15 protein-coding genes and 6 pseudogenes are annotated in these 19,494 nt (G+C 53.5%); 6 read left to right on the forward strand and 15 right to left on the reverse strand.

Annotation, left to right across the window (positions count from 1 at the left end; all coding sequences use genetic code 11):
• Window positions 1–161 precede the first annotated feature (161 nt).
• Window positions 162–1,046: a GTPase family protein gene (locus PVE98_RS05585; protein ID WP_007869717.1), complete on the reverse strand. Its 885-nt coding sequence runs from the start codon at window positions 1,044–1,046 to the stop codon at window positions 162–164.
• A 92-nt stretch (window positions 1,047–1,138) separates the two neighbouring features.
• On the opposite strand from PVE98_RS05585, the gene PVE98_RS05590 reads away from it, so the two are divergent.
• The gene (locus tag PVE98_RS05590) at window positions 1,139–2,086 is read left to right on the forward strand and encodes a hypothetical protein (protein WP_333620403.1); all 948 of its coding nucleotides are present in this window, start codon (window positions 1,139–1,141) and stop codon (window positions 2,084–2,086) included.
• Here PVE98_RS05590 and PVE98_RS05595 read toward each other — a convergent pair.
• The gene (locus PVE98_RS05595; protein ID WP_015386466.1) at window positions 2,083–3,081 is read right to left on the reverse strand and encodes a hypothetical protein; all 999 of its coding nucleotides are present in this window, start codon (window positions 3,079–3,081) and stop codon (window positions 2,083–2,085) included. The genes PVE98_RS05590 and PVE98_RS05595 overlap by 4 nt on opposite strands.
• A 229-nt stretch (window positions 3,082–3,310) precedes the next feature.
• Window positions 3,311–3,502: an AlpA family transcriptional regulator gene (locus PVE98_RS05600; RefSeq protein ID WP_013098166.1), complete on the reverse strand. Its 192-nt coding sequence runs from the start codon at window positions 3,500–3,502 to the stop codon at window positions 3,311–3,313.
• A gap of 641 nt (window positions 3,503–4,143) precedes the next feature.
• Between PVE98_RS05600 and PVE98_RS05605 the strand changes: the two genes are divergently transcribed.
• Both PVE98_RS05605 and PVE98_RS05610 read left to right on the forward strand, forming a co-directional pair.
• Window positions 4,144–5,264 (forward strand): IS3-like element ISSen4 family transposase gene (locus tag PVE98_RS05605; protein WP_087451024.1). Its coding sequence is split into 2 segments (ribosomal slippage): window positions 4,144–4,402 and window positions 4,402–5,264, totalling 1,122 coding nucleotides; the frame shifts between segments, so codons are not numbered across the junction.
• Between the two features lie 23 nt (window positions 5,265–5,287).
• A pseudogene (locus PVE98_RS05610) lies at window positions 5,288–5,662 on the forward strand (GNAT family N-acetyltransferase); the annotation flags it as partial.
• Between the two features lie 153 nt (window positions 5,663–5,815).
• On the opposite strand, the pseudogene PVE98_RS05615 reads toward PVE98_RS05610, so the two are convergent.
• The 9 genes and pseudogenes from PVE98_RS05615 to PVE98_RS05655 form a co-directional block, all read right to left on the reverse strand.
• Window positions 5,816–7,002, reverse strand: a pseudogene (locus tag PVE98_RS05615) (IS3 family transposase); the annotation flags it as partial.
• Between the two features lie 155 nt (window positions 7,003–7,157).
• Window positions 7,158–8,120: a zinc metalloprotease HtpX gene (locus PVE98_RS05620; protein ID WP_004152113.1), complete on the reverse strand. Its 963-nt coding sequence runs from the start codon at window positions 8,118–8,120 to the stop codon at window positions 7,158–7,160.
• Window positions 8,107–8,595: pseudogene (locus PVE98_RS05625) on the reverse strand (phosphate-starvation-inducible PsiE family protein). The gene PVE98_RS05620 and the pseudogene PVE98_RS05625 overlap by 14 nt, the downstream one beginning before the upstream one ends.
• Before the next feature lie 114 nt (window positions 8,596–8,709).
• A pseudogene (locus PVE98_RS05630) lies at window positions 8,710–8,856 on the reverse strand (diguanylate cyclase); the annotation flags it as partial.
• A gap of 237 nt (window positions 8,857–9,093) precedes the next feature.
• Window positions 9,094–9,291 (reverse strand): hypothetical protein, encoded by a 198-nt coding sequence (locus PVE98_RS05635; RefSeq protein WP_004152115.1) that lies wholly within the window; start codon window positions 9,289–9,291, stop codon window positions 9,094–9,096.
• On the reverse strand, window positions 9,291–12,086 hold the full coding sequence (gene clpK, locus PVE98_RS05640) for a heat shock survival AAA family ATPase ClpK (protein WP_004152116.1): 2,796 nt from the start codon (window positions 12,084–12,086) through the stop codon (window positions 9,291–9,293). The genes PVE98_RS05635 and clpK overlap by 1 nt, the downstream gene beginning before the upstream one ends.
• Before the next feature lie 105 nt (window positions 12,087–12,191).
• Window positions 12,192–12,761 (reverse strand): small heat shock protein sHSP20, encoded by a 570-nt coding sequence (gene hsp20, locus PVE98_RS05645; RefSeq protein WP_004152117.1) that lies wholly within the window; start codon window positions 12,759–12,761, stop codon window positions 12,192–12,194.
• Between the two features lie 34 nt (window positions 12,762–12,795).
• Window positions 12,796–13,077 (reverse strand): helix-turn-helix domain-containing protein, encoded by a 282-nt coding sequence (locus PVE98_RS05650; RefSeq protein ID WP_004152118.1) that lies wholly within the window; start codon window positions 13,075–13,077, stop codon window positions 12,796–12,798.
• 243 nt (window positions 13,078–13,320) lie between these two features.
• Window positions 13,321–13,584 (reverse strand): hypothetical protein, encoded by a 264-nt coding sequence (locus PVE98_RS05655; RefSeq protein WP_015386469.1) that lies wholly within the window; start codon window positions 13,582–13,584, stop codon window positions 13,321–13,323.
• Between the two features lie 14 nt (window positions 13,585–13,598).
• Here PVE98_RS05655 and PVE98_RS05660 point away from each other — a divergent pair, with 14 nt between their 5' ends.
• The 3 genes and pseudogenes from PVE98_RS05660 (at window position 13,599) to PVE98_RS05670 (ending at window position 14,805) form a co-directional block, all read left to right on the forward strand.
• Window positions 13,599–13,862 carry a transposase gene (locus PVE98_RS05660; RefSeq protein WP_004118209.1) on the forward strand — a complete coding sequence of 88 codons (264 nt, stop codon included), beginning with the start codon at window positions 13,599–13,601 and terminating at the stop codon, window positions 13,860–13,862.
• Window positions 13,819–13,923, forward strand: a pseudogene (locus PVE98_RS05665) (transposase domain-containing protein); the annotation flags it as partial. The gene PVE98_RS05660 and the pseudogene PVE98_RS05665, both read left to right, overlap by 44 nt.
• A 184-nt stretch (window positions 13,924–14,107) precedes the next feature.
• A protein-coding gene (locus PVE98_RS05670; protein WP_407568553.1) for an IS1 family transposase occupies window positions 14,108–14,805 on the forward strand; the annotation gives its coding sequence in 2 pieces (ribosomal slippage) (window positions 14,108–14,357 and window positions 14,357–14,805; 699 coding nt in all).
• Window positions 14,806–14,819: 14 nt separating this feature from the next.
• On the opposite strand, the pseudogene PVE98_RS05675 reads toward PVE98_RS05670, so the two are convergent.
• The 3 genes and pseudogenes from PVE98_RS05675 to lacZ form a co-directional block, all read right to left on the reverse strand.
• A pseudogene (locus PVE98_RS05675) lies at window positions 14,820–14,960 on the reverse strand (maltose acetyltransferase domain-containing protein); the annotation flags it as partial.
• A 65-nt stretch (window positions 14,961–15,025) separates the two neighbouring features.
• Window positions 15,026–16,279, reverse strand: coding sequence for a lactose permease (gene lacY / locus PVE98_RS05680; RefSeq protein ID WP_003846917.1), 1,254 nt, complete (start codon window positions 16,277–16,279; stop codon window positions 15,026–15,028).
• A 51-nt stretch (window positions 16,280–16,330) separates the two neighbouring features.
• The gene (gene lacZ / locus PVE98_RS05685; protein WP_015386474.1) at window positions 16,331–19,405 is read right to left on the reverse strand and encodes a beta-galactosidase; all 3,075 of its coding nucleotides are present in this window, start codon (window positions 19,403–19,405) and stop codon (window positions 16,331–16,333) included.
• Window positions 19,406–19,494 lie beyond the last annotated feature (89 nt).

Below are 19,494 nucleotides of genomic sequence, written 5' to 3' on the forward strand. Positions count from 1 at the left end.
CCGTCAGTACCGTACGGGCTGCGGCACTGACTGTATTCAGTCTGTTTTTTAACCGGATACACCACACCTAAAATGGACAGGGTGTGTCCGGCAAACGGAGAGCGAATGCAAGGTGCACACATAGTGGTGCATTTGCTCACGGGATAACGGCATTTCAGCCGTCAGAAGAAAAACCGCCAGACACTGCGGGCAACAGAGACCACCGCACTAATCACGGTACTGACCACCGCATTCACTGCGGAGGGAAGGGACAGCTCCGACAGGGTGTGTGTCATCACGTCGCTGACCGTATCGCCAAAATCCTGTTGCGCCTGCGCCTCAATTTTTTGCGTGCGGTATTGTGGTCTGATGACCGAACTGACGGCACTGCTGGCGCGGGCAGGCAGTGAGCGAAACAGCACCTCCACCAGCTCAGGCAGATGCCAGCCAGTGGCTGCTGATACGGTGATCACCGGGAGTGCCGGGTGGTTGAATAACGAGCACACCGCGCGCTGCTTTTCCTTCAGGTGTTTTAACTGTTGCTCTGAAGGTTGATTAAGAAAGCCGCTCCATTCACGGGAAGGCTCGATTTTATCGGCTTGGGTCAGGACAAACAGCACCTTATCCCTCCCAGCACTGCCTGGTGACAGCATCCGAAAATAAAAATCACAGTCGGGGGTCAGTGCCCGGTCATCGGCTTTAATCAGCCAGAGCACCAGGTCCAGCTCCGGCCAGATACGTTGATACAGTGCCTGATACTCTTCATCCCGCTCCGGGCTTTCGCCCACCCCGGGCAGATCAATCAGCGTCACCTGGCGTTCACCTGCCTGCAGCGTAAAACGCTGTGGCTCACGGGTACACGCAGTGGTATGACTGACGGCCGAGACCGTGCTGCGAAACAGTGCGTTACACAAACTCGACTTCCCAGCACCAGTCTTTCCCATTATGCCGATGATGGGCTGGTAATGAATAATGTCGTGCAGACGTTTAGTGACTTCCTCTGCAACATTGCTGGGCAGCAGACTAAGTGGCGAATACAGCTGATTTAATTCTTTATTGCATTTCATTATGTCACCTTATCAATTGATTAAGAAAGCATCGCTTGCCTCTGTCAATCTGGTGATATATATTTAAAGAAAATTTAAATCGTGAATAAAAAATGAAAAGTCACAATCAAGAAAAAGCAAAAAAAGAAGTTCTGGAATTCATTAAAAAGAACAAAGCACTATACTCCAGGCGTATATCAACCTATAAAAAAGAAGAGTTAATGAATGCATTCTACTGCAGAGAGTTATTCTTTAACTGTGAAAGAGCAATCAAACGCATGGAAATAAACAGCATGGAGTTTGATAATAAAAAGCTTTCTGACAGCCAAAAGAGAACTCTGCGAAACAAATTCATGCAAAACGATTCAAATAAGGAAAAGTTAAAAACGTTGTCAACACGCATCGAAAACCTTGATATTTTAAAGCAAGACAATGTGGATTTAATTATCTGGAAACAAAACCCCAGACAGGCTGTGCAAAAACTTACCTTTGAAAGGATTTTTAATGAATCCAGAAATGCACATCCCAGTATAAAGGAGCACATGCGTTTTCTTGAAGCATGCCATGCATGCTTCCCCTTCACTCCTAATGATTACCCTAATGCCCGAAGCGCCAATCCTGAGTTAAGCTCTGTTTTTAATAAAATCAATCATCTGACCAGCCAAATCATTCCAGATAATTATCCTTACTCAACTGAAATGGCCTCTTTATCTAATTTATGGATTACAATTGATCTTCGTTACTCTGATTATATTCTCTCCAGCCAAATTGCAGGCATCATCAAACTCGAAAGGCAGTCATATCCAAAACAAGTGCAAAATGATATAGATAATTGGCTGAGTTTTGAAACAATAAAAAGGAAATTGCTCACACTTGACACATTCGTTATCATCGATGCTTTAATATTGAGCGCAGCTAAAGGCGTAATCTTAAAAAACACTGAAATAAACAACTCACTTAATTCCTCAGGCACTGAGTTGCGTAATATCAAGAACGCGATCGATTATTTCATGGATATACTTTGCGATGAACTTGATAATAATGAATTCACACCTCACTAGCATTTGCGAATCCACCTCGGATAGCCCTCATCGGAAATGTAGGAGGGTTTAACCGCAAAAAACTTCGCATAAATGTCTAATATACTCTCTTTAGCAGACGCAGGATCGCTAACAGATATTGACAGGTGTTTTTTACAATACCGCCTAAACAGAGATAGTGAAGAAAAAAGCGCACGTACCCTTAACATTGTTTTCTTCCCATTTTCCATTACCCACACGAACCTCTTAATTCTGGATAAAAAGCGTTCAGGATCGCCTCGCAAATAAGCATGAAAGAAAGCAAGTGCAATCATATCAAAGTAGCAGGTAATAAAAGTGACACGCTTACCTTTAAACTTAATTATTTTGTTTCGAAAAAGCTTACATATGTATTTCAGACAATAAAGGATGGTTCTTTCTTTTAAGCGAATCAGTTCCGCATTCAATAGATCAAAAATAAAAACCTGGTTGAAAACTGCGTCAGCATTTAAATATCTGCTTTGTCCATTTTTTATTCTTGGCAGCTTGCCAATTTTACAAAACAATGCATTAACTTCATCGTCTGAATAATTTCTAACGATAGAATTGATGAGACTATGCGGCATATCCTTCCTTTTCTTACTTAGAGAATGACCATTAAACATCTCAAAAGCATCATTTTCAGGGATTTTATCTTTATTCATTTTGTTTATAAATGAAGGTGCAATCATAATGTTCTCTGGTACATTCATCCCTCCTTTTGAATTTGGATACTTATGACTTAAATCCAGCTTAATAAATGGAGTTAGTTTGTGTTCATTTTTTTTGCAGTTGCCTCGTATTTTCTTTTTCAAAAAATGGCTACATGGAATCTGTAATCGGGATTTAATTCGGTATAGTGAAATGATGTTGGCGATATCCTCAAGACCGTTAATTGAATTCAATTGCAATGGATTGTTTTTAATAAACCCCTCTGTGTTAAGCCAGTACGAGTGATTATGGATTTCAGTTTTATCAGAATCCTTAAGGGTTCTCATACCAATCCCTTTGCATTTATTTGAGCAAAATTTATTATTTCTCGTTTCAGAGAAATTAGCACCACAAACTTTACAGCGAATGTCTTTCTTTACATTCCTTTTTCGGCTCAATTCCTTCCGTCTATTAAAGTGGATATAACAAAGCCTGACACCATATTCATAGCTAATAGATGCTATATTCTCTTTGCACCCTTTTCTGCAACATATTGCCATTACATACCGTCCATGTTCACTTCACGCGGTTTTCCAACCATTCGTGTATGTCACTTAGCCTCCAACGAGAACTTCTGCCAAGTTTTATTGGCTTCATAAATTTTCCGTCCTGAATTTGCTTATAAATCCATTTATCAGTGACTTTCAGCGTTGCTGCGATCCACTTCATATCTACAAGTTGCATGTCATTGTTTTCACTTCTTTCCACACTGTTCTCCTGATGTGCCGCCCTTTCGCAAGATACTGGCTGTATAGGGCCACAAAGTGCAGGCAAAAGATCGCTCTAGAAATTGTCTTGACAATTCACTTCAGTTGCGAACTAGAGGGGAGGAAACGATTGATGGTGTAGTCTTTGTAAGATGCTCCGATAAAACCGCCTAAGTTGATCATGCAAAATGATCAAATGAGACCTGCCATTAAAGTAAAAATGGTAAGATTCAGGTTGCTACCCACGCAGCATTTACTAGTATTTAAATCTTACAAACAGATCAAGATTGGAATATAAATTCAAACATTAATTAAAAACCCAGCCAATCAAACCAAATAAATAAAAATTAAAGATATATTTAAAGTCAGCGTAACCGATATATGGACAGCTATATCAAACAACATCTTGCTGCAGATTGCTGAACATTGATTGCATGTTGAATGGAAGGCATCAGCTATACCACCGCAGTAAGTTGCGACAGGTGTTACCTGCTGCTTGTTACAAGGCTGACTAATGTAGTGCTGGAAACATTACAGATTGAGTGCTGTGACCTAAATCGGCTATTGACTCTGACCTGCTCCCCGTTGATTAGTACACCCCGATGTTAGTAATGTCTTCATAAGCCACATGAGGACATCCCCATGAAGAAGCGTTTTTCCGACGAACAGATCATCAGTATTCTCCGCGAAGCCGAAGCTGGGGTACCCGCCCGTGAACTCTGCCGCAAGCATGCCATTTCCGATGCCACGTTTTACACCTGGCGTAAGAAGTATGGCGGTATGGAGGTGCCTGAAGTTAAGCGCCTGAAGTCGCTTGAGGAAGAGAACGCCAGACTCAAGAAGCTGCTTGCCGAAGCCATGCTGGATAAAGAGGCGCTTCAGGTGGCTCTTGGGCGAAAGTACTGACGACAGACCAGAAGCGGGAAGCCGTGATGTTGATGTGTGATGCGACCGGTCTGTCGCAACGTCGTGCCTGCAGGCTTACAGGTTTATCCCTGTCGACCTGCCGCTATGAGGCTCACCGTCCGGCTGCTGATGCGCATTTATCAGGGCGCATCACTGAGCTGGCACTGGAGCGCAGGCGTTTTGGCTACCGTCGTATTTGGCAGTTGCTGCGCCGTGAAGGGCTTCATGTTAATCATAAGCGCGTGTACCGGCTTTATCACCTCAGTGGCCTGGGCGTAAAACGCAGAAGACGTCGTAAAGGGCTGGCAACAGAACGTCTGCCGCTGCTCCGTCCGGCGGCGCCCAATCTGACCTGGTCGATGGATTTCGTCATGGACGCACTTTCCACCGGTCGCAGGATCAAGTGTCTTACCTGCGTCGATGATTTCACAAAGGAATGCCTGACGGTCACTGTTGCCTTTGGGATTTCAGGCGTTCAGGTCACGCGTATTCTGGACAGCATTGCACTGTTTCGAGGCTATCCGGCGACGATAAGAACTGACCAGGGGCCGGAGTTCACTTGCCGTGCACTGGATCAATGGGCCTTTGAGCATGGTGTTGAGTTGCGCTTAATCCAGCCGGGCAAGCCAACGCAGAACGGATTTATTGAGAGCTTTAACGGACGATTTCGCGATGAATGTTTGAATGAGCACTGGTTCAGCGATATCGTTCATGCCAGGAAAATTATTAATGACTGGCGGCAGGATTATAACGAATGCCGCCCGCACTCCACGCTGAATTATCAGACACCGTCTGAATTTGCAGCGGGCTGGAGAAAGGGTCATTCTGAGAATGAAGATTCCGACGTTACTAACTGAGTGTTGTATCTAATCGTGGGGGCAGGTCACTTGGTGCAGCACGAACGTTCGTCGTTTGTAAAAGAGACACTAAACAGGTTGTCGGTTTTTACTCTCTGGCCACCGGCAGCGTTAACCACGTGGAAGCAATGGGAAGCCTCAGGCGCAATATGCCAGATCCAATTCCCGTAATCATACTTGCTCGCCTGGCAGTTGATGTTTCATACCGTGGCCAAGGGCTCGGGGCCGATTTACTGCATGATGCAGTTCTGCGCTGTTACCGTGTAGCTGAGAATATTGGAGTCCGTGCGATTATGGTTCATGCACTGACTGAAGAAGCCAAAAACTTTTATCTTCACCATGGCTTTAAGGCATCACAAACTCAGGAACGGACATTGTTTTTAAAGTTACCACAGTGAGGTTTGAGGAAGAAAGGGGCTTGTTCGATATTTAAGATATTGATTTATAATGATTTTACCATTGAATTTAACATAATCTTTGTTATGCGCACCTGTATTGTCAGCACAAAGCGTTATTGTCGTCTCAGGGGCTGCGGATGTTTTCCTGGACTGTTATGTTGTGATCCCAAGATGCTGCCGGTACTTCACAGGACTCATTGCACCTAATGATAGCTTGATACGTTTCTCGTTATACCAGCGTATGTACCTGTCCAGGAAGCAGATAAATTTTTCCAGCGTGATACCCGCCCAGTCTCTGCCATAGAACATTTCGTTTTTGATACGCCCGAAGAAGCCTTCACACGCAGCATTATCCGACGAGCATCCTTTGCGCGACATGGACCTTATAAGTCCGGAGGTGTTGATACGCTCGAGCCAGCCCGGCCACCGGTAATGGCCACCACGATCGCTGTGTATCACTGGTTTATCATGTTCGTTGAGCGTATCGAGTGCGTCATCGAGCATCGTATTCACCAGCGTCGCGTCCGGGCGTGTTCCTATCGACCAGCTTACAACCAGGCCATCAAAGCAGTCGATAACCGGCGACAGATAGACTTTTCCAGCCGGAAGCTGGAACTCCGTAATATCGGTCAGCCACTTCTCATTTGGCCTGCAGGAACTAAAATCCCGGGCGAGTAAATTTTCCGGTGCCGGGCCGATTTCGCCACAGTAAGAGTTGTATCGTCGTCGCCTGGTGCGCTTAACAACGAGCTGCTCTTCTGCCATCAGTCTGCGGACAACCTTTTCAGAAATAACCCTGTTGTTACCGCGAAGCATCGCGTGAAGGCGCCGATAGCCGTAACAGCGGTAATTCTCCTCAAAGATATCGGCCATGATCACGCGTATTACCGCATACTTATCGTACAGACGTTTTGGTAAAAATAACAGCTGCGGGCAAGTTGCAGAACGCTTAGCAACTCAGCAACGGGGTACTTTTTCTTAAGGGCATCAACTATCAGGGTTTTCTCCCTGTTTTTCAGTTTCAGAAAGCTGACGCCCAGATCTTTTTTTATCAGTTCATTCGCCTTTGTCAGTATGTCACGTTCGAGCTGCAGCTGATGAATCTGCTTCCTGAGACGCTGGATTTCACCGAGTAAAGCATCCTGATTTTTATCCTGAGGGGCTGACTTTCGTTTGCGCATGGATTGATAAGCCTCGTCACTGATAAGGTCTTTCTTCCATTTGTACAGGACCGGGACGCTGACGCCTATGCTTTGTGCAACTTTACGCGCGGTTCCACGTCGGTTACAGAGCTCCCGGACGGCCTGAGACCTCTCTTCCGGGCTGAAGCATTTGTTTCGTGGGGACTGAACCAGGCTTCGATGGCGGGCAGGAACTGCCACAGCAGCATGAGTGCGGCGATGCAGCCAGTGATGACGAGCCAGCGCCGGATGAATCGATCCGGCGCCGGGCGGCTGTAGGGGTCGGGTAGGTCACGTCATTCTCCATGTTGAAATCAGCGCCAAAGGCCGCCAGTGCGCCAGCGTGGCGGACGTGGTGATACGGTCACTTCGGGGTCGAAACGGGCCGATGGAAACGGCGGCATCGCGGGCGGCGGAGCAAGTTCCAGCAAGCGCTCAATGCGTTCAGCCGTCGCTGGATGCGTGCGCAACCAGGAGGGTTCCGGATTGCCCCATCCGGGCAGCAGCCAGGCGCGCCAGGAGCGGCTCACCCGCTCGATCTTGGCGAGCGCTGAGGCCAGCCCGTGCGGGTCGCCGGTCAATTCGGCAGCGAGCCGGTCGGCGTCGAATTCGCGCACCCTGGACAAGCCCAACTGAGCCAGCAAGGCCAGCTGTGGCGCGACCGCAAGTAGAAGCAACGCGGGCCAATTGACTTCCGTGACTCCAAGCAATAGCGTTGGCAAGCTGAGCACGATCGCAAGCTGCCCCAACAAGGCCAGAAGATGGGTGAGCCGGCTGATGGAATCGGCCAAGCCCATGACACGCAAATCCTCGTTCGCAATATGCGCGATTTCGTGGCCGAGCACGCCGGTCAACTCGCGGGGCGTGAGGCTACGCAGCAGGCCGTCGGTCAGCGCGATGGCCGCGTGATGCTTCGAACCGGTGGCGAAGGCGTTGACGACCCCGCTGGGCACGTAGTGCGGTACCGGCACGGTAGGCAGCCCGGCCCGCGCCGCCAGTTCGCGCAACACAGCCCAAAGATCGGGCGCTTCATCCGGGTGCAGGGGGCGTGCGCCATACAGCCGCAAGGTCAGCCCGGAGGCGGCCGCCGGTTCAAGCAGCAGGGTGAACCCCGCAGCCGCAAGCGCCAGCCAAAGCCCGCCGTCACCCAACAGCAGGCTGCCAGCGACGGCGGCAATTCCGAGCAGGGTCAGCACCAACAGCACGGTTTGCAGGCGATTGTGCCAGCGATGCCGCGCGCCGACATTCTGCGCGTGGCGCAGATCACGACTGATCATCTGAGCTTTCCCCGGCTGTCCGGTCATCGCGCTCGCGCAGCAGCCAGTAAGTCGCCCCGAGGGCCAGTGTCGCGCCTGCAAGCGCCGCGACCTTGGCGGGGCCGGTCTCCGGGTCGAGGATTACGAATTTACGCGCCAGGGCGATCAGCCCGATCAGGATCACCGTCTTGACCTAGATGATGCTGTCGCGCCGCAAGGCCACCCTCACGATGGAATGCTTGAACTCCATGGCAATGAGCAGCGTCATGATCATGCCGAACACGGTCTGGAAGACCTTGTGATCGAGCGGATTGAATGCATCAATGATCAGCAGGCTGAAGACGATCGAGATCAGCTGCAGCAGCGAGACCACGATGATAACGGCAATGATTGCGGACAGCGCGAGCGCGATCACCTGTTCAAAGCGCTCGTAGAACGTCATCACTGCCCATTGGGCGCGAAATGTTTTGATCGGGTCTGCTTGCTTTTCCTTCATCGCCACTCCTCTCAATTCTGAAATACTTGTGCGCCCACAACTTGGTTGCACCCTCGTCTTTTTTGCCTGGTAGAGCGCGCTGTCCGCCTGCAGCATCACCTGCTCGACAGAGTGCAAACGGGGGTCAAGGAGAGCCACCCCCATGCTGGCGCTATAGCTGATCGACACCTCTCCACACACCACCGCTGTCGCCGCAGTGTCCTGACGAAATCGCTCCGCCCATACTTGGGCGCCTTCTATCGATACCGCTTCCAACAACACAGCGAATTCCTCCCCCCAATCCGGGCAGCCATGTCGGTTGCGCGAACATGTTCCCTCAACCGTGAAGCAAAGGGGTCGGTGATCACCATACGCAGCAACTGCTGCTCTATTTCCTTGCGAGAAGAGATGTCGAACAGAGTACCGACTATCAGTTGCCTGCCCGCGTCACCCAGCCATGGGCCTTGTTCCTCGAAAGTCGAGTTGCCAGAGGATCAGGTGAACAGATGGGCCGCGCCGTCACGCGAACGGATGGCCAGCGAGCGGGAGGGCAGTGCCGCCGCTGATGAGCAGTCCCCACGGCGTGGCCGACTGCTCATCACGCTTGTAGACGCCCGCGTGACCTGCGGCCACGACCGCCACCGCGATCGAGGCCAGGGAGGCTGCCCATGCCAGTGCCAGGCCGATGGGGTCGGACACGGCAGCCTCGCCCGCCATCAAGATGCGTCGCTCGCCTTCGCGGCATCCGGCTGCTCCGGCTCGGCCGGGGTCTGCGGTGGCTCTTTGCGTTCGAACACCACGCGTTCGGCCTTGTCGTCCCAGCGTGCGCTGGCGTGATCGCCCTTGCCGATACCGCCGCCGAGCATCTCGCGCGCCAGCGCAGTTTCCAGCTCGCTGCGGATCAGGCGCTTGAGTTCACGCGCACCGAACTCGGGCTTGTAGCCTTCTTCCGCGAAATGGTCGATCAGCGTCTGATCGAAAGTGAGCGTCACGCCCTGGCTGGCGGCGCTGCGCGCCACGCGATCGAGCTGCAGGCCGACGATGTGGCGGATCTCCTCCTTGCCCAGCGCATGGAAGACGATGATCTCGTCGATGCGGTTGAGGAACTCGGGCCGGAAATGGCCGCGCAGCACGTCCATGACTCCGGCCTTGGTCTTTTCGTACTCCTCGCCGGCCGCCCCGCGCGCCTTCAGCCGTCGCTGGATGATGTCCGAACCCAGGTTGGACGTGGCGATGATGATGGTGTTGGTGAAATCCACCACCCGGCCCTTGCCGTCGGTGAGGCGACCGTCGTCGAACACTTGCAGCAGGATGTTGTATACGTCAGGGTGTGCCTTCTCGATCTCGTCGAGCAGCAGCACGCTGTAGGGCTTGCGCCGCACCTTCTCGGTGAGCTGACCGCCTTCGTCGTAACCGACATAGCCCGGAGGCGCGCCCACCAATCGCGCCACGGTATGGCGTTCGCCATATTCCGACATGTCGATGCGCAACAGGGCGTGCTCATCGCCGTAGATCGATTCGGCCAATGCCTTGGCGAGCTCGGTCTTGCCCACCCCGGTCGGGCCCAGAAACAGGAAGGTAGCCACCGGTTTGCTGCCTTCACGCAGGCCGGCGCGGGACAGCCGCACGGCATCGGCCACGGCACGCACCGCTTCGTCCTGGCCCACCAGGCGCTCGTGCAGCCGTTGTTCCAAGTGCAGCAGCTTTTCGCGCTCTTCCACCGTCAACTCGTTGACCGGGATGCCGGTCAGGCGCGAGACGATCTGCGCCACGTGTTCCGCCTTGACCTCGGCACTGCCGGAGGCCCGCTCCCGCTCCCAGTCCTCGACGAGCTTCTTGAGCTCGGCCTCCTTGGCTTCGATGCGCTTCCCGAGCTCGGCGGCCTGGTCGTACTGCTTGCGCGCGGCCACGTAATCCTGTTCACGCCGCAGCTGGTGCAGTTCGGACTCCAGCTCCTGCACGGCCACCGGCCGGGCCGTGGCCGACAGCTTCACGCGCGCGGCCGCCTGGTCGAGCAAGTCGATCGCCTTGTCCGGCAGGAAGCGCGCCGTGATGTAGCGGTCGGACAACTCGGCCGCCGCGATGATCGCGTCCTCGGAGATGCTGACCTTGTGGTGCGCCTCGAAGGTGTCGCGCAGGCCGCGCAGAATCATGATGGCCTGGGCCACCGTCGGCTCGGGTACCGTCACCGGCTGGAAGCGCCGCTCCAGTGCGGCATCCTTCTCGATGTATTTCTGGTACTCGTTCAGCGTCGTGGCGCCGATCAGGTTGAGTTCACCGCGCGCCATCATCGGTTTGAACACGTTGGCCACGTCCAGCCCGCCTTCGCCACCGCCCTGGCCGGCACCGACGATGGTGTGCACCTCGTCGATGAACAAAATCAGCTCGCCCTGGTGCTCGGTCACCTCCTTCAGCACCTTCTGCACGCGCTCCTCGAACTCGCCGCGATATTTGGCGCCGGCCACCATGGCGTTGATGTTGAGTTCCACCAGGCGCTTGTCGCGCAAGGTCTCGGGCACTTCACCCGCCACCATGCGCTGCGCCAGCCCTTCGACGATGGCGGTCTTGCCCACACCCGGCTCGCCGATCAGCACCGGGTTGTTCTTCTTGCGCCGGGCCAGCACCTCGATGGTGGTTTCGATCTCCTGCGCGCGGCCGATCACCGGGTCGAGCTTGCCGTCGCGCGCCATCTTGGTCAGGTCGCGCGAGTACTTGTCGAGTTCTGGCGTGTTGGTCGGCGTCTCAGCGCGGCCATCCTCGGCGCCCTTGCCGACCACCTTGCTGACCTGTTGGCGCAGCGCCTGCGGCGTCAGGCCGTAGCGGCGCAGCAGGTTGGCGGCCAGCCCTTCGCCTTCCTCAGCCAGACCGATCAGGAAATGCTCTGGACCGACATAAGAATGGCCGAGTTCATTGGAGGCCACGAAGGCGCGGCTGAGCGCATCCTTCACGCGCGGCGACACGCCGATCTCGCCCTCGAAGGGCTTGTCCCCGCGCTTGGCCTCAGACTCGATCTGCCGCTTGAGGTCATCGACCTTGATCTTGAACTGACCCAGGATGGTCTTGACCACGTCGCTGTCGGCCAGCGCCAGCAGCAGATGTTCGGTATCCACCTCGGAGCGGCCAAATTCGGCAGCGTGTTTGGCGGCCTCCTGCAGCAAGGCTTCCGACTGTTCGCTGATGCGGCTGGCCAGCCCACTGCCGCGACGGCGCGGCGCACCCGAACCTGCGGCGGCGGGCTCGCCAAACGAGGCATCGACCACGTCATCGGTATCGGCGGCAACTGGCGTCGCGTCGTCGCCGATGCGGAAGAAGTCACTGCCGAGGAAGTCCTCGAACAGGCCGCTGCGCGAGCCGAACAAGGCTTCCAGCGGCGAAACGGTGCGCTTTTGCTGGCGCACTAATTGCCGGTAATGGTCGTCGCACAACAGCATGGTGCTGTGACGACCGTTGAGATTGGCTTCCACCCGCACGGTGGCGGGTTGGCCGCAGACCTGGCATTGTTTTCTGGCCATGCTGATGCTCCTGAGAAGGTTGACAAGGTTGAGGCGACGAGGCATCGCGAACCGCGACTCCTCGTCTCGTGCCGGGTTTTTCTTGTGACGAACGAGCCGGCGACGTCAGCCGTTGATCGGGATCGAGCGTCCCTGCTTCGGCGCGCTGACCTCGCGCTTGTCGATCGTGACCGTGAGCACCCCGTTCTTGAACGATGCTTTGATCGAATCCTGGTTGGCGTCGTCAGGCAGGTTCAAGGCACGCTGAAAGCTGCCGTAGGAGCGCTCCACACGGTGGAAGCCACCTTCCTTCTTCTCCTGTTCCTGGCGCTTCTCGCCACGCACCATCAGCACGTCGTTGTCGAGAGTGATCTGGATGTCCTTCTCCTCGACACCGGGCACTTCCAGGGCAATCTTGTACTGCTTGTCGGTTTCCTGGATGTCCAGGGCCGGCTTCAGCATGCCCGACCAATCGGATGGCCACTGCGGCATGTTCAACGCCGGAAAACCGAAGCCCCGGAATGCGTCATCGAACAGCCGGTCGATTTCCCGATGCAGTTGCAGGATCGGGCTGACTGGCCCGCTCGCCGCTGGCAGGTCATTGCGCTGCACCGGCAGGGAAGAGACGGTCTGCTGCTCTTGCTGCTCGTTCTTGAACCAGTTCCAGGGAGCCAACTTCTTGAAATCGATGTCCATGTCATACCTCCAGAAAAATTGGAAAACGAGTTACTCAAGCCCTTTGCCTGCTGTGACGGGCAGTGCGCCCAGGCGACACGGGCTGCTCGGATGACTTCTGCTGTTCACGCTTGCGCATCACCTCCTTCTTTGCTGCGGCTCGGGTCTGATCATTGATCCACTGATCGATTTCACTTTGAGGAAACCGCCACGTCCCGCCCACCTTGAAAGCCGGAATTTCCCCGTGCGCGGCGAGCCGATAAAGCGTCCGCTTGCCGACTTTCAAGTACGCAGCCAATTCATCGAGCGTGAAAATCACCTGTAGGTGCGCTTTCATCCCTGTAGGTGCGCTTTCATCTCACCCTCTCCAATCGCGTCGCTTTGCGGTTCCGGCCAAGGAAATCCTTGTAATACTTTGTAAGATATTACGCTTACCATGACAGCCTTCAAGAGTCAATGTACAGCGTTCTCCCGCCCCATTGATGCAGGTCAACTGCTCAGGCAAGGCGCAGCGGGGCGGTCTGATCAGGCAATGGACAGCGCCTGGCTCGTCAGCCTGCGTGTACCACAGGCGCCTCGATCAAACACCGATCCTCACGTTGTAGCCGAGTGCCCGCAGCCCCTTGCTCGTCTGCATGTTCCTTGACGGAAACTCGTCTGGGCGCGCCCAGACGACGATTTCCCCGAGGCTGCTCAGGCTAACGTGCGGAATTGCCCAGTCGTCGCTGCGGATCGCGTTCCAGAGTCGGGCCGAAACACTTCCGTTGCCCCAGACAACGTAGTTCAACAGTATCCGTCCGGCCAACACACCTTCCCGACACCGCCGCCGAAGGCCATGGCCCATCAAGCGGATTTTCCATGCGCCCTCAGCGCCGTACCTACAGCAAATCTTTCAAGGCTCAGGTCATTCAGGAGTGTTCTGAACCCGGTGCCTCCATCGCAAACATCGCCTTGGGCTACAGCCTCAATGCCAACCTCGATCACAAATGGATTCGGCTGCCTACCCAGAAAACCACGGCTATCCAGCCAGCGTTCATCCCGTTGCCTTCTCAAATGCTCGGCGTGGGTTCGCATACTCAAGCGCGCTGCTGCGATCATGAGTTTGATCCAGTCGGCCCGTAATAATGGGCACGATCCGTATGCCTATCTCAAGGATGTGCTGACACGGTTGCCGTCCCTGTAACAGCCTGAAGTTGACCTGGGTAATCAAATACCGGTGTAGTGATTAGGAAACAGGGCTCGGATAACATCATGGCGCAGGTCACCCTGATCTTGACCCTCCATCTCCGAACAGCTTTTGTATCTTAAGTTAACGATGTCCGCTGCCGGTATTCCCTCGGGGAGTGATATCCCAGCGCGCTGTGCGGGTGGCTTCCATTTCCATCAGATGTCCTTCCTGCTCCGCTACTGAAGGCGTGGTGCGTAACGGCAAAAGCACTGCCGGACATCAGCGCTATCTCTGCTCTCACTGCCGTAAAACATGGCAGCTCCAGTTCACTTACACCGCCTCTCAGCCCGGTACACACCAGAAAATTATTGATATGGCCATGAATGGCGTTGGATGCCGGGCAACCGCCCGCATTATGGGCGTTGGCCTCAACACGATTTTACGTCACTTAAAAAACTCAGGCCGCAGTCGGTAACCTCACGCATACAACCGGGTAGTGACGTCATTGTTTGCGCGGAAATGGACGAACAGTGGGGTTATGTCGGCGCTAAATCACGCCAGCGCTGGTTGTTTTACGCGTATGACAGGATACGGAGGACGGTTGTGGCGCACGTATTCGGTGAACGCACGTTGTCCACGCTGGAGCGTCTTCTGGGCCTGCTGTCGGCCTTTGAGGTCGTGGTATGGATGACGGATGGCTGGGCGCTTTATGAATCACGCCTGAAGGGAGAACTGCACGTTATCAGCAAGCGATATACGCAGCGCATTGAGCGGCATAACCTGAATCTGAGGCAGCATCTGTCAAGGCTGGGCAGGAAGTCACTGTCGTTCTCAAAATCGGTGGAGCTGCATGACAAAGTCATTGGGCATTATCTGAACATAAAACACTATCAATAAGTTGGAGTCATTACCCTTTTTTCAACTTCTGATGGATGCGAGTGATTGAACTCATACATTAATGTTTTCCCACGAAGTCTTTTTTCAGGTAAGCCTTCGCACATATCGGTAAATAGCTTGCCTGCTTTTATTTTTTCTGTCATCGACATGTTCATTTTTAACATTCCGTCCTGATAAGTTGGTCGGATAAGGCGCTCGCGCCGTATCCGACATTAATTTCTTAAGCGACTTCATTCACCTGGCGACGCAGCAGAGAAAGTGGGCCGGGGCCGCTAAGCGTGAACACGGAAATTAAGGTGAAGCCCAGCGCCACCAGACCCAGCACCAGGTAAGCGCCCTGGAAACCGATGCTTTCATACATATTGCCCGCCAGAATAGACATAAAAATCATCGCCAGTTGCTTAAAGAAGCAGAAACAGACCAGATAAATCGTCGCTGAAAAACGCACTTCAAACTGGCTGGTAATATATTTAAAGCAGCCCACCAGCAGGAACGGTACTTCAAACATATGCAGCGTTTTCAGAATAACCACTTCCAGTGCTGAGGTAGCGAACGATGAGCCAATAATACGTACTGACATAATAGTGCCAGCCAGCAGCAGGGCGTTTTTCCCACCGATGCGATTAATGATCAGTGGCGCAAAAAACATAATCGAGGCGTTAAGTAATTCGCCCATTGTCGTTACGTAGCCAAATACCCGCGTACCCTGTTCACCGGTAGCAAAGAACGAAGTAAAGAAATTAGCAAACTGTTGGTCAAAAACATCGTAGGTGCAGGAAACGCCAATAACATACAGTGACAAAAACCACAGTTTTGGCTGTCTGAACAGTTCCAGCGCCAGCTTAAGGCTAAATGCCGAATGGTTGGCACCTACCGCATTGGCAACCGTGGCAGAAGAGGGCGCATCCGTTTTGGCGAAAAAGAGTAAAACGGCGAGGATGAATGCACAGCCAGAACCCAGCCAGAAAACAAACTGATTATTGATGGTGAACATGATGCCGACAATCGAGGCACACAGCGCCCAGCCAACACAGCCAAACATCCGCGCGCGACCATATTCGAAATTACTGCGACGGCTGACTTTCTCGATAAATGCCTCTACTGCTGGCGCACCGGCGTTAAAACAAAAGCCTAGATAAATACCACCAACAATCGATCCTACTAAAATGTTGTATTGTAACAGTGGCCCGAAGATAAAAATAAAGAACGGCGCAAACATCACTAACATGCCGGTAATAATCCACAGCAGGTATTTGCGCAGCCCGAGTTTGTCAGAAAGCAGACCAAACAGCGGTTGGAATAATAGCGAGAACAGAGAAATAGCGGCAAAAATAATACCCGTATCACTTTTGCTGATATGGTTGATGTCATGTAGCCAAATCGGGAAAAACGGGAAGTAGGCTCCCATGATAAAAAAGTAAAAGAAAAAGAATAAACCGAACATCCAAAAGTTTGTGTTTTTTAAATAGTACATAATGGATTTCCTTACGCGAAATACGGGCAGACATGGCCTGCCCGGTTATTATTATTTTTGACACCAGAGCAACTGGTAATGGTAGCTACCGGCGCTAAGGTGGAATTCCGCCGACACTGACGGGCTCCAGGAGTCGTCGCCACCAATCCCCATATGGAAACCGTCGATATTCAGCCATGTGCCTTCTTCCGCGTGCAGCAGATGGCGATGGCTGGTTTCCATCAGTTGCTGTTGACTGTAGCGGCTGATGTTGAACTGGAAGTCGCCGCGCCACTGGTGTGGGCCATAATTCAATTCGCGCGTCCCGCAGCGCAGACCGTTTTCGCTCGGGAAGACGTACGGGGTATACATGTCTGACAATGGCAGATCCCAGCGGTCAAAACAGGCCGCAGTAAGGCGGTCGGGATAGTTTTCTTGCGGCCCTAATCCGAGCCAGTTTACCCGCTCTGCTACCTGCGCCAGCTGGCAGGTCAGGCCAATCCGCGCCGGATGTGGCGTATTGCTCGCCACTTCAACATCAACGGTAATCGCCATTTGACCACTTCCATCAATCCGGTAGGTTTTCCGGCTGATAAATAAGGTTTTCCCCTGATGCTGCCACGCGTGGACCGTGGTAATCAGCACCGCGTCGGCAAGCGTATCTGCCGTGCACTGCAACAACGCTGCTTCGGCCTGGTAATGGCCCGCCGCCTTCCAGCGTTCGACCCAGGCGTTAGGGTCAATGCGGGTCGCTTCACTTACGCCAATGTCGTTATCCAGCGGTGCGCGGGTGAACTGATCGCGCAGCGGCGTCAGCAGTTGTTTTTTATCGCCAATCCACATCTGTGAAAGAAAGCCTGACTGGCGGTTAAATTGCCAACGCTTATTATCCAGCTCGATGCAAAAATCCGTTTCGCTGGTGGTCAGTTGCGGGATGGCGTGGGGCGCGGAGGGGAGTGTCACGCTGAGGTTTTCCGCCAGACGCCACTGCTGCCAGGCGCTGATGTGTCCGGCTGCTGACCATGTGGTCGCGTTCGGTTGCACTACGTGAACCGTTAGCCAGAGTTGTCCGGCGCTCTTCGGCTGCGGTAGTTCAGGCAGTTCAATCAACTGTTTACCTTGTGGAGCGACATCCAGAGGCACTTCACCGCTTGCCAGCGGCTTGCCATCCAGCGCCACCATCCAGTGCAGGAGCTCGTTATCGCTATGACGGAACAGGTATTCGCTGGTCACTTCGATGGTTCGCCCGGATAAACTGAACTGGAAAAACTGCTGCTGGTGTTTTGCTTCCGTCAGCGCCGGATGCGGCGTGCGGTCGGCAAAGACCAGACCGTTCATGCAGAACTGGCGATCATTCGGCTTATCGCCAAAATCACCGCCGTAAGCCGACCACGGATTGCCATTTTCATCATATTTAATCAGCGACTGATCCACCCAGTCCCAGACGAAGCCGCCCTGTAAACGGGGGTACTGACGAAACGCCTGCCAGTATTTAGCGAAGCCGCCAAGACTGTTACCCATCGCGTGGGCGTATTCGCAAAGGATCAGCGGGCGCGTCTCTCCAGGCAACGAAAGCCATTTTTTGATGGACCATTTCGGCACAGCCGGGAAGGGCTGGTCTTCATCCACGCGCGCGTACATCGGGCAAATAATATCGGTTGCGAAGGTGTCGGCTCCGCCGCCTTCATACTGTACCGGGCGGGAAGGATCGACAGATTTGATCCAGCGATAGAGTGCGTCGTGATTAGCGCCGTGGCCTGATTCATTCCCCAGCGACCAGATGATCACACTCGGGTGATTACGATCGCGCTGCACCATTCGCGTTACGCGTTCGCTCATCGCGGGTAGCCAGCGCGGATCATCGGTCAGACGATTCATTGGCACCATGCCGTGGGTTTCAATGTTGGCTTCATCCACCACATACAGGCCGTAGTGGTCGCACAGCGTGTACCACAGCGGATGGTTCGGATAATGCGAACAGCGCACGGCGTTAAAGTTGTTCTGCTTCATCAGCAGGATATCCTGCACCATCGTCTGCTCATCCATGACCTGACCATGCAGAGGATGATGCTCGTGACGGTTAACGCCGCGAATCAGCAACGGCTTGCCGTTCAGCAGCAGCAGACCATTTTCAATCCGCACCTCGCGGAAACCGACATCGCAGGCTTCTGCTTCAATCAGCGTGCCGTCGGCGGTGTGCAGTTCAACCACCGCACGATAGAGATTCGGGATTTCGGCGCTCCACAGTTTCGGGTTTTCGACGTTCAGACGTAGGGTGACGTGATCGGCATAACCACCACGCTCATCGATAATTTCACCGCCGAAAGGCGCGGTGCCGCTGGCGACCTGCGTTTCACCCTGCCACAAAGAAACCGTCACCCGCAGCTCATCGCGCAGCTCGCCGTACATCTGAACGTCTGCCTCCAGTACAGCGCGGCTGAAATCATCATTAAAGTGAGTGGCTACATGGAAATCGCTGATTTGCGTGCTCGGTTTATGCAGCAACGAGACGTCACGGAAAATGCCGCTCATCCGCCACATATCCTGATCTTCCAGATAACTGCCGTCACTCCAGCGCAGCACCATCACCGCGAGGCGGTTTTCTCCGGCGTGTAAAAATGCGCTCAGGTCAAATTCAGACGGCAAACGACTGTCCTGTCCGTAACCGACCCAGCGCCCGTTGCACCACAAATGAAACGCCGAGTTAACACCATCAAAAATAATTCGCGTCTGGCCTTCCTGTAGCCAGCTTTCATCAACATTAAATGTGAGCGAGTAACAACCCGTCGGATTCTCCGTGGGAACATACGGCGGATTGACCGCAATGGGATAGGTCACGTTGGTGTAGATAGGCGCATCGTAACCGTGCATCTGCCAGTTTGAGGGGACGATGACAGTATCGGCGTCAGGAAGATCGCGCTCCAGCCAGCTTTCTGGTACCGCTTCTGGTGCCGGAAACCAGGCAAAGCGCCATTCACCATTCAGGCTGCGCGACTCTTGGGAAGGGCGATCGGTGCGAGCCTCTTCGCTATTACGCCAGCTGGCGAAAGGGGGATGTGCCGCAAGGCGATTAAGTTGGGTAACGCCAGGGTTTTCCCAGTCACGACGTTGTAATACGACGGCCAGTGAATCCGTAATCATTGTCATAGTTGTATCCTGCGTGAATTGTTATCCGCTCACATTTTCGCATAACATACGAGCCGGACACATAGAGTGTAAAGCCTGGGGTGCCTAAT

Origin of the sequence: Pantoea sp. GABEPS69 (genome assembly GCF_045780835.1) — a bacterium.
GTDB lineage: Bacteria > Pseudomonadota > Gammaproteobacteria > Enterobacterales > Enterobacteriaceae > Pantoea > Pantoea septica.

What these genes read in the sequence shown, in the direction of transcription:
- PVE98_RS05660 (WP_004118209.1), top strand. Translation starts at nt 13,599, where the DNA reads ATGCGCCCTCAGCGCCGTACCTACAGCAAATCTTTCAAGGCTCAGGTC.
- PVE98_RS05655 (WP_015386469.1), bottom strand. Translation starts at nt 13,584, where the DNA reads ATGGGCCATGGCCTTCGGCGGCGGTGTCGGGAAGGTGTGTTGGCCGGA.
- clpK (WP_004152116.1), bottom strand. Translation starts at nt 12,086, where the DNA reads ATGGCCAGAAAACAATGCCAGGTCTGCGGCCAACCCGCCACCGTGCGG.
- PVE98_RS05635 (WP_004152115.1), bottom strand. Translation starts at nt 9,291, where the DNA reads ATGGCGGGCGAGGCTGCCGTGTCCGACCCCATCGGCCTGGCACTGGCA.
- PVE98_RS05590 (WP_333620403.1), top strand. Translation starts at nt 1,139, where the DNA reads ATGAAAAGTCACAATCAAGAAAAAGCAAAAAAAGAAGTTCTGGAATTC.
- PVE98_RS05595 (WP_015386466.1), bottom strand. Translation starts at nt 3,081, where the DNA reads ATGAGAACCCTTAAGGATTCTGATAAAACTGAAATCCATAATCACTCG.
- hsp20 (WP_004152117.1), bottom strand. Translation starts at nt 12,761, where the DNA reads ATGGACATCGATTTCAAGAAGTTGGCTCCCTGGAACTGGTTCAAGAAC.
- lacZ (WP_015386474.1), bottom strand. Translation starts at nt 19,405, where the DNA reads ATGACAATGATTACGGATTCACTGGCCGTCGTATTACAACGTCGTGAC.
- PVE98_RS05650 (WP_004152118.1), bottom strand. Translation starts at nt 13,077, where the DNA reads ATGAAAGCGCACCTACAGGTGATTTTCACGCTCGATGAATTGGCTGCG.
- PVE98_RS05620 (WP_004152113.1), bottom strand. Translation starts at nt 8,120, where the DNA reads ATGATCAGTCGTGATCTGCGCCACGCGCAGAATGTCGGCGCGCGGCAT.
- lacY (WP_003846917.1), bottom strand. Translation starts at nt 16,279, where the DNA reads ATGTACTATTTAAAAAACACAAACTTTTGGATGTTCGGTTTATTCTTT.
- PVE98_RS05585 (WP_007869717.1), bottom strand. Translation starts at nt 1,046, where the DNA reads ATGAAATGCAATAAAGAATTAAATCAGCTGTATTCGCCACTTAGTCTG.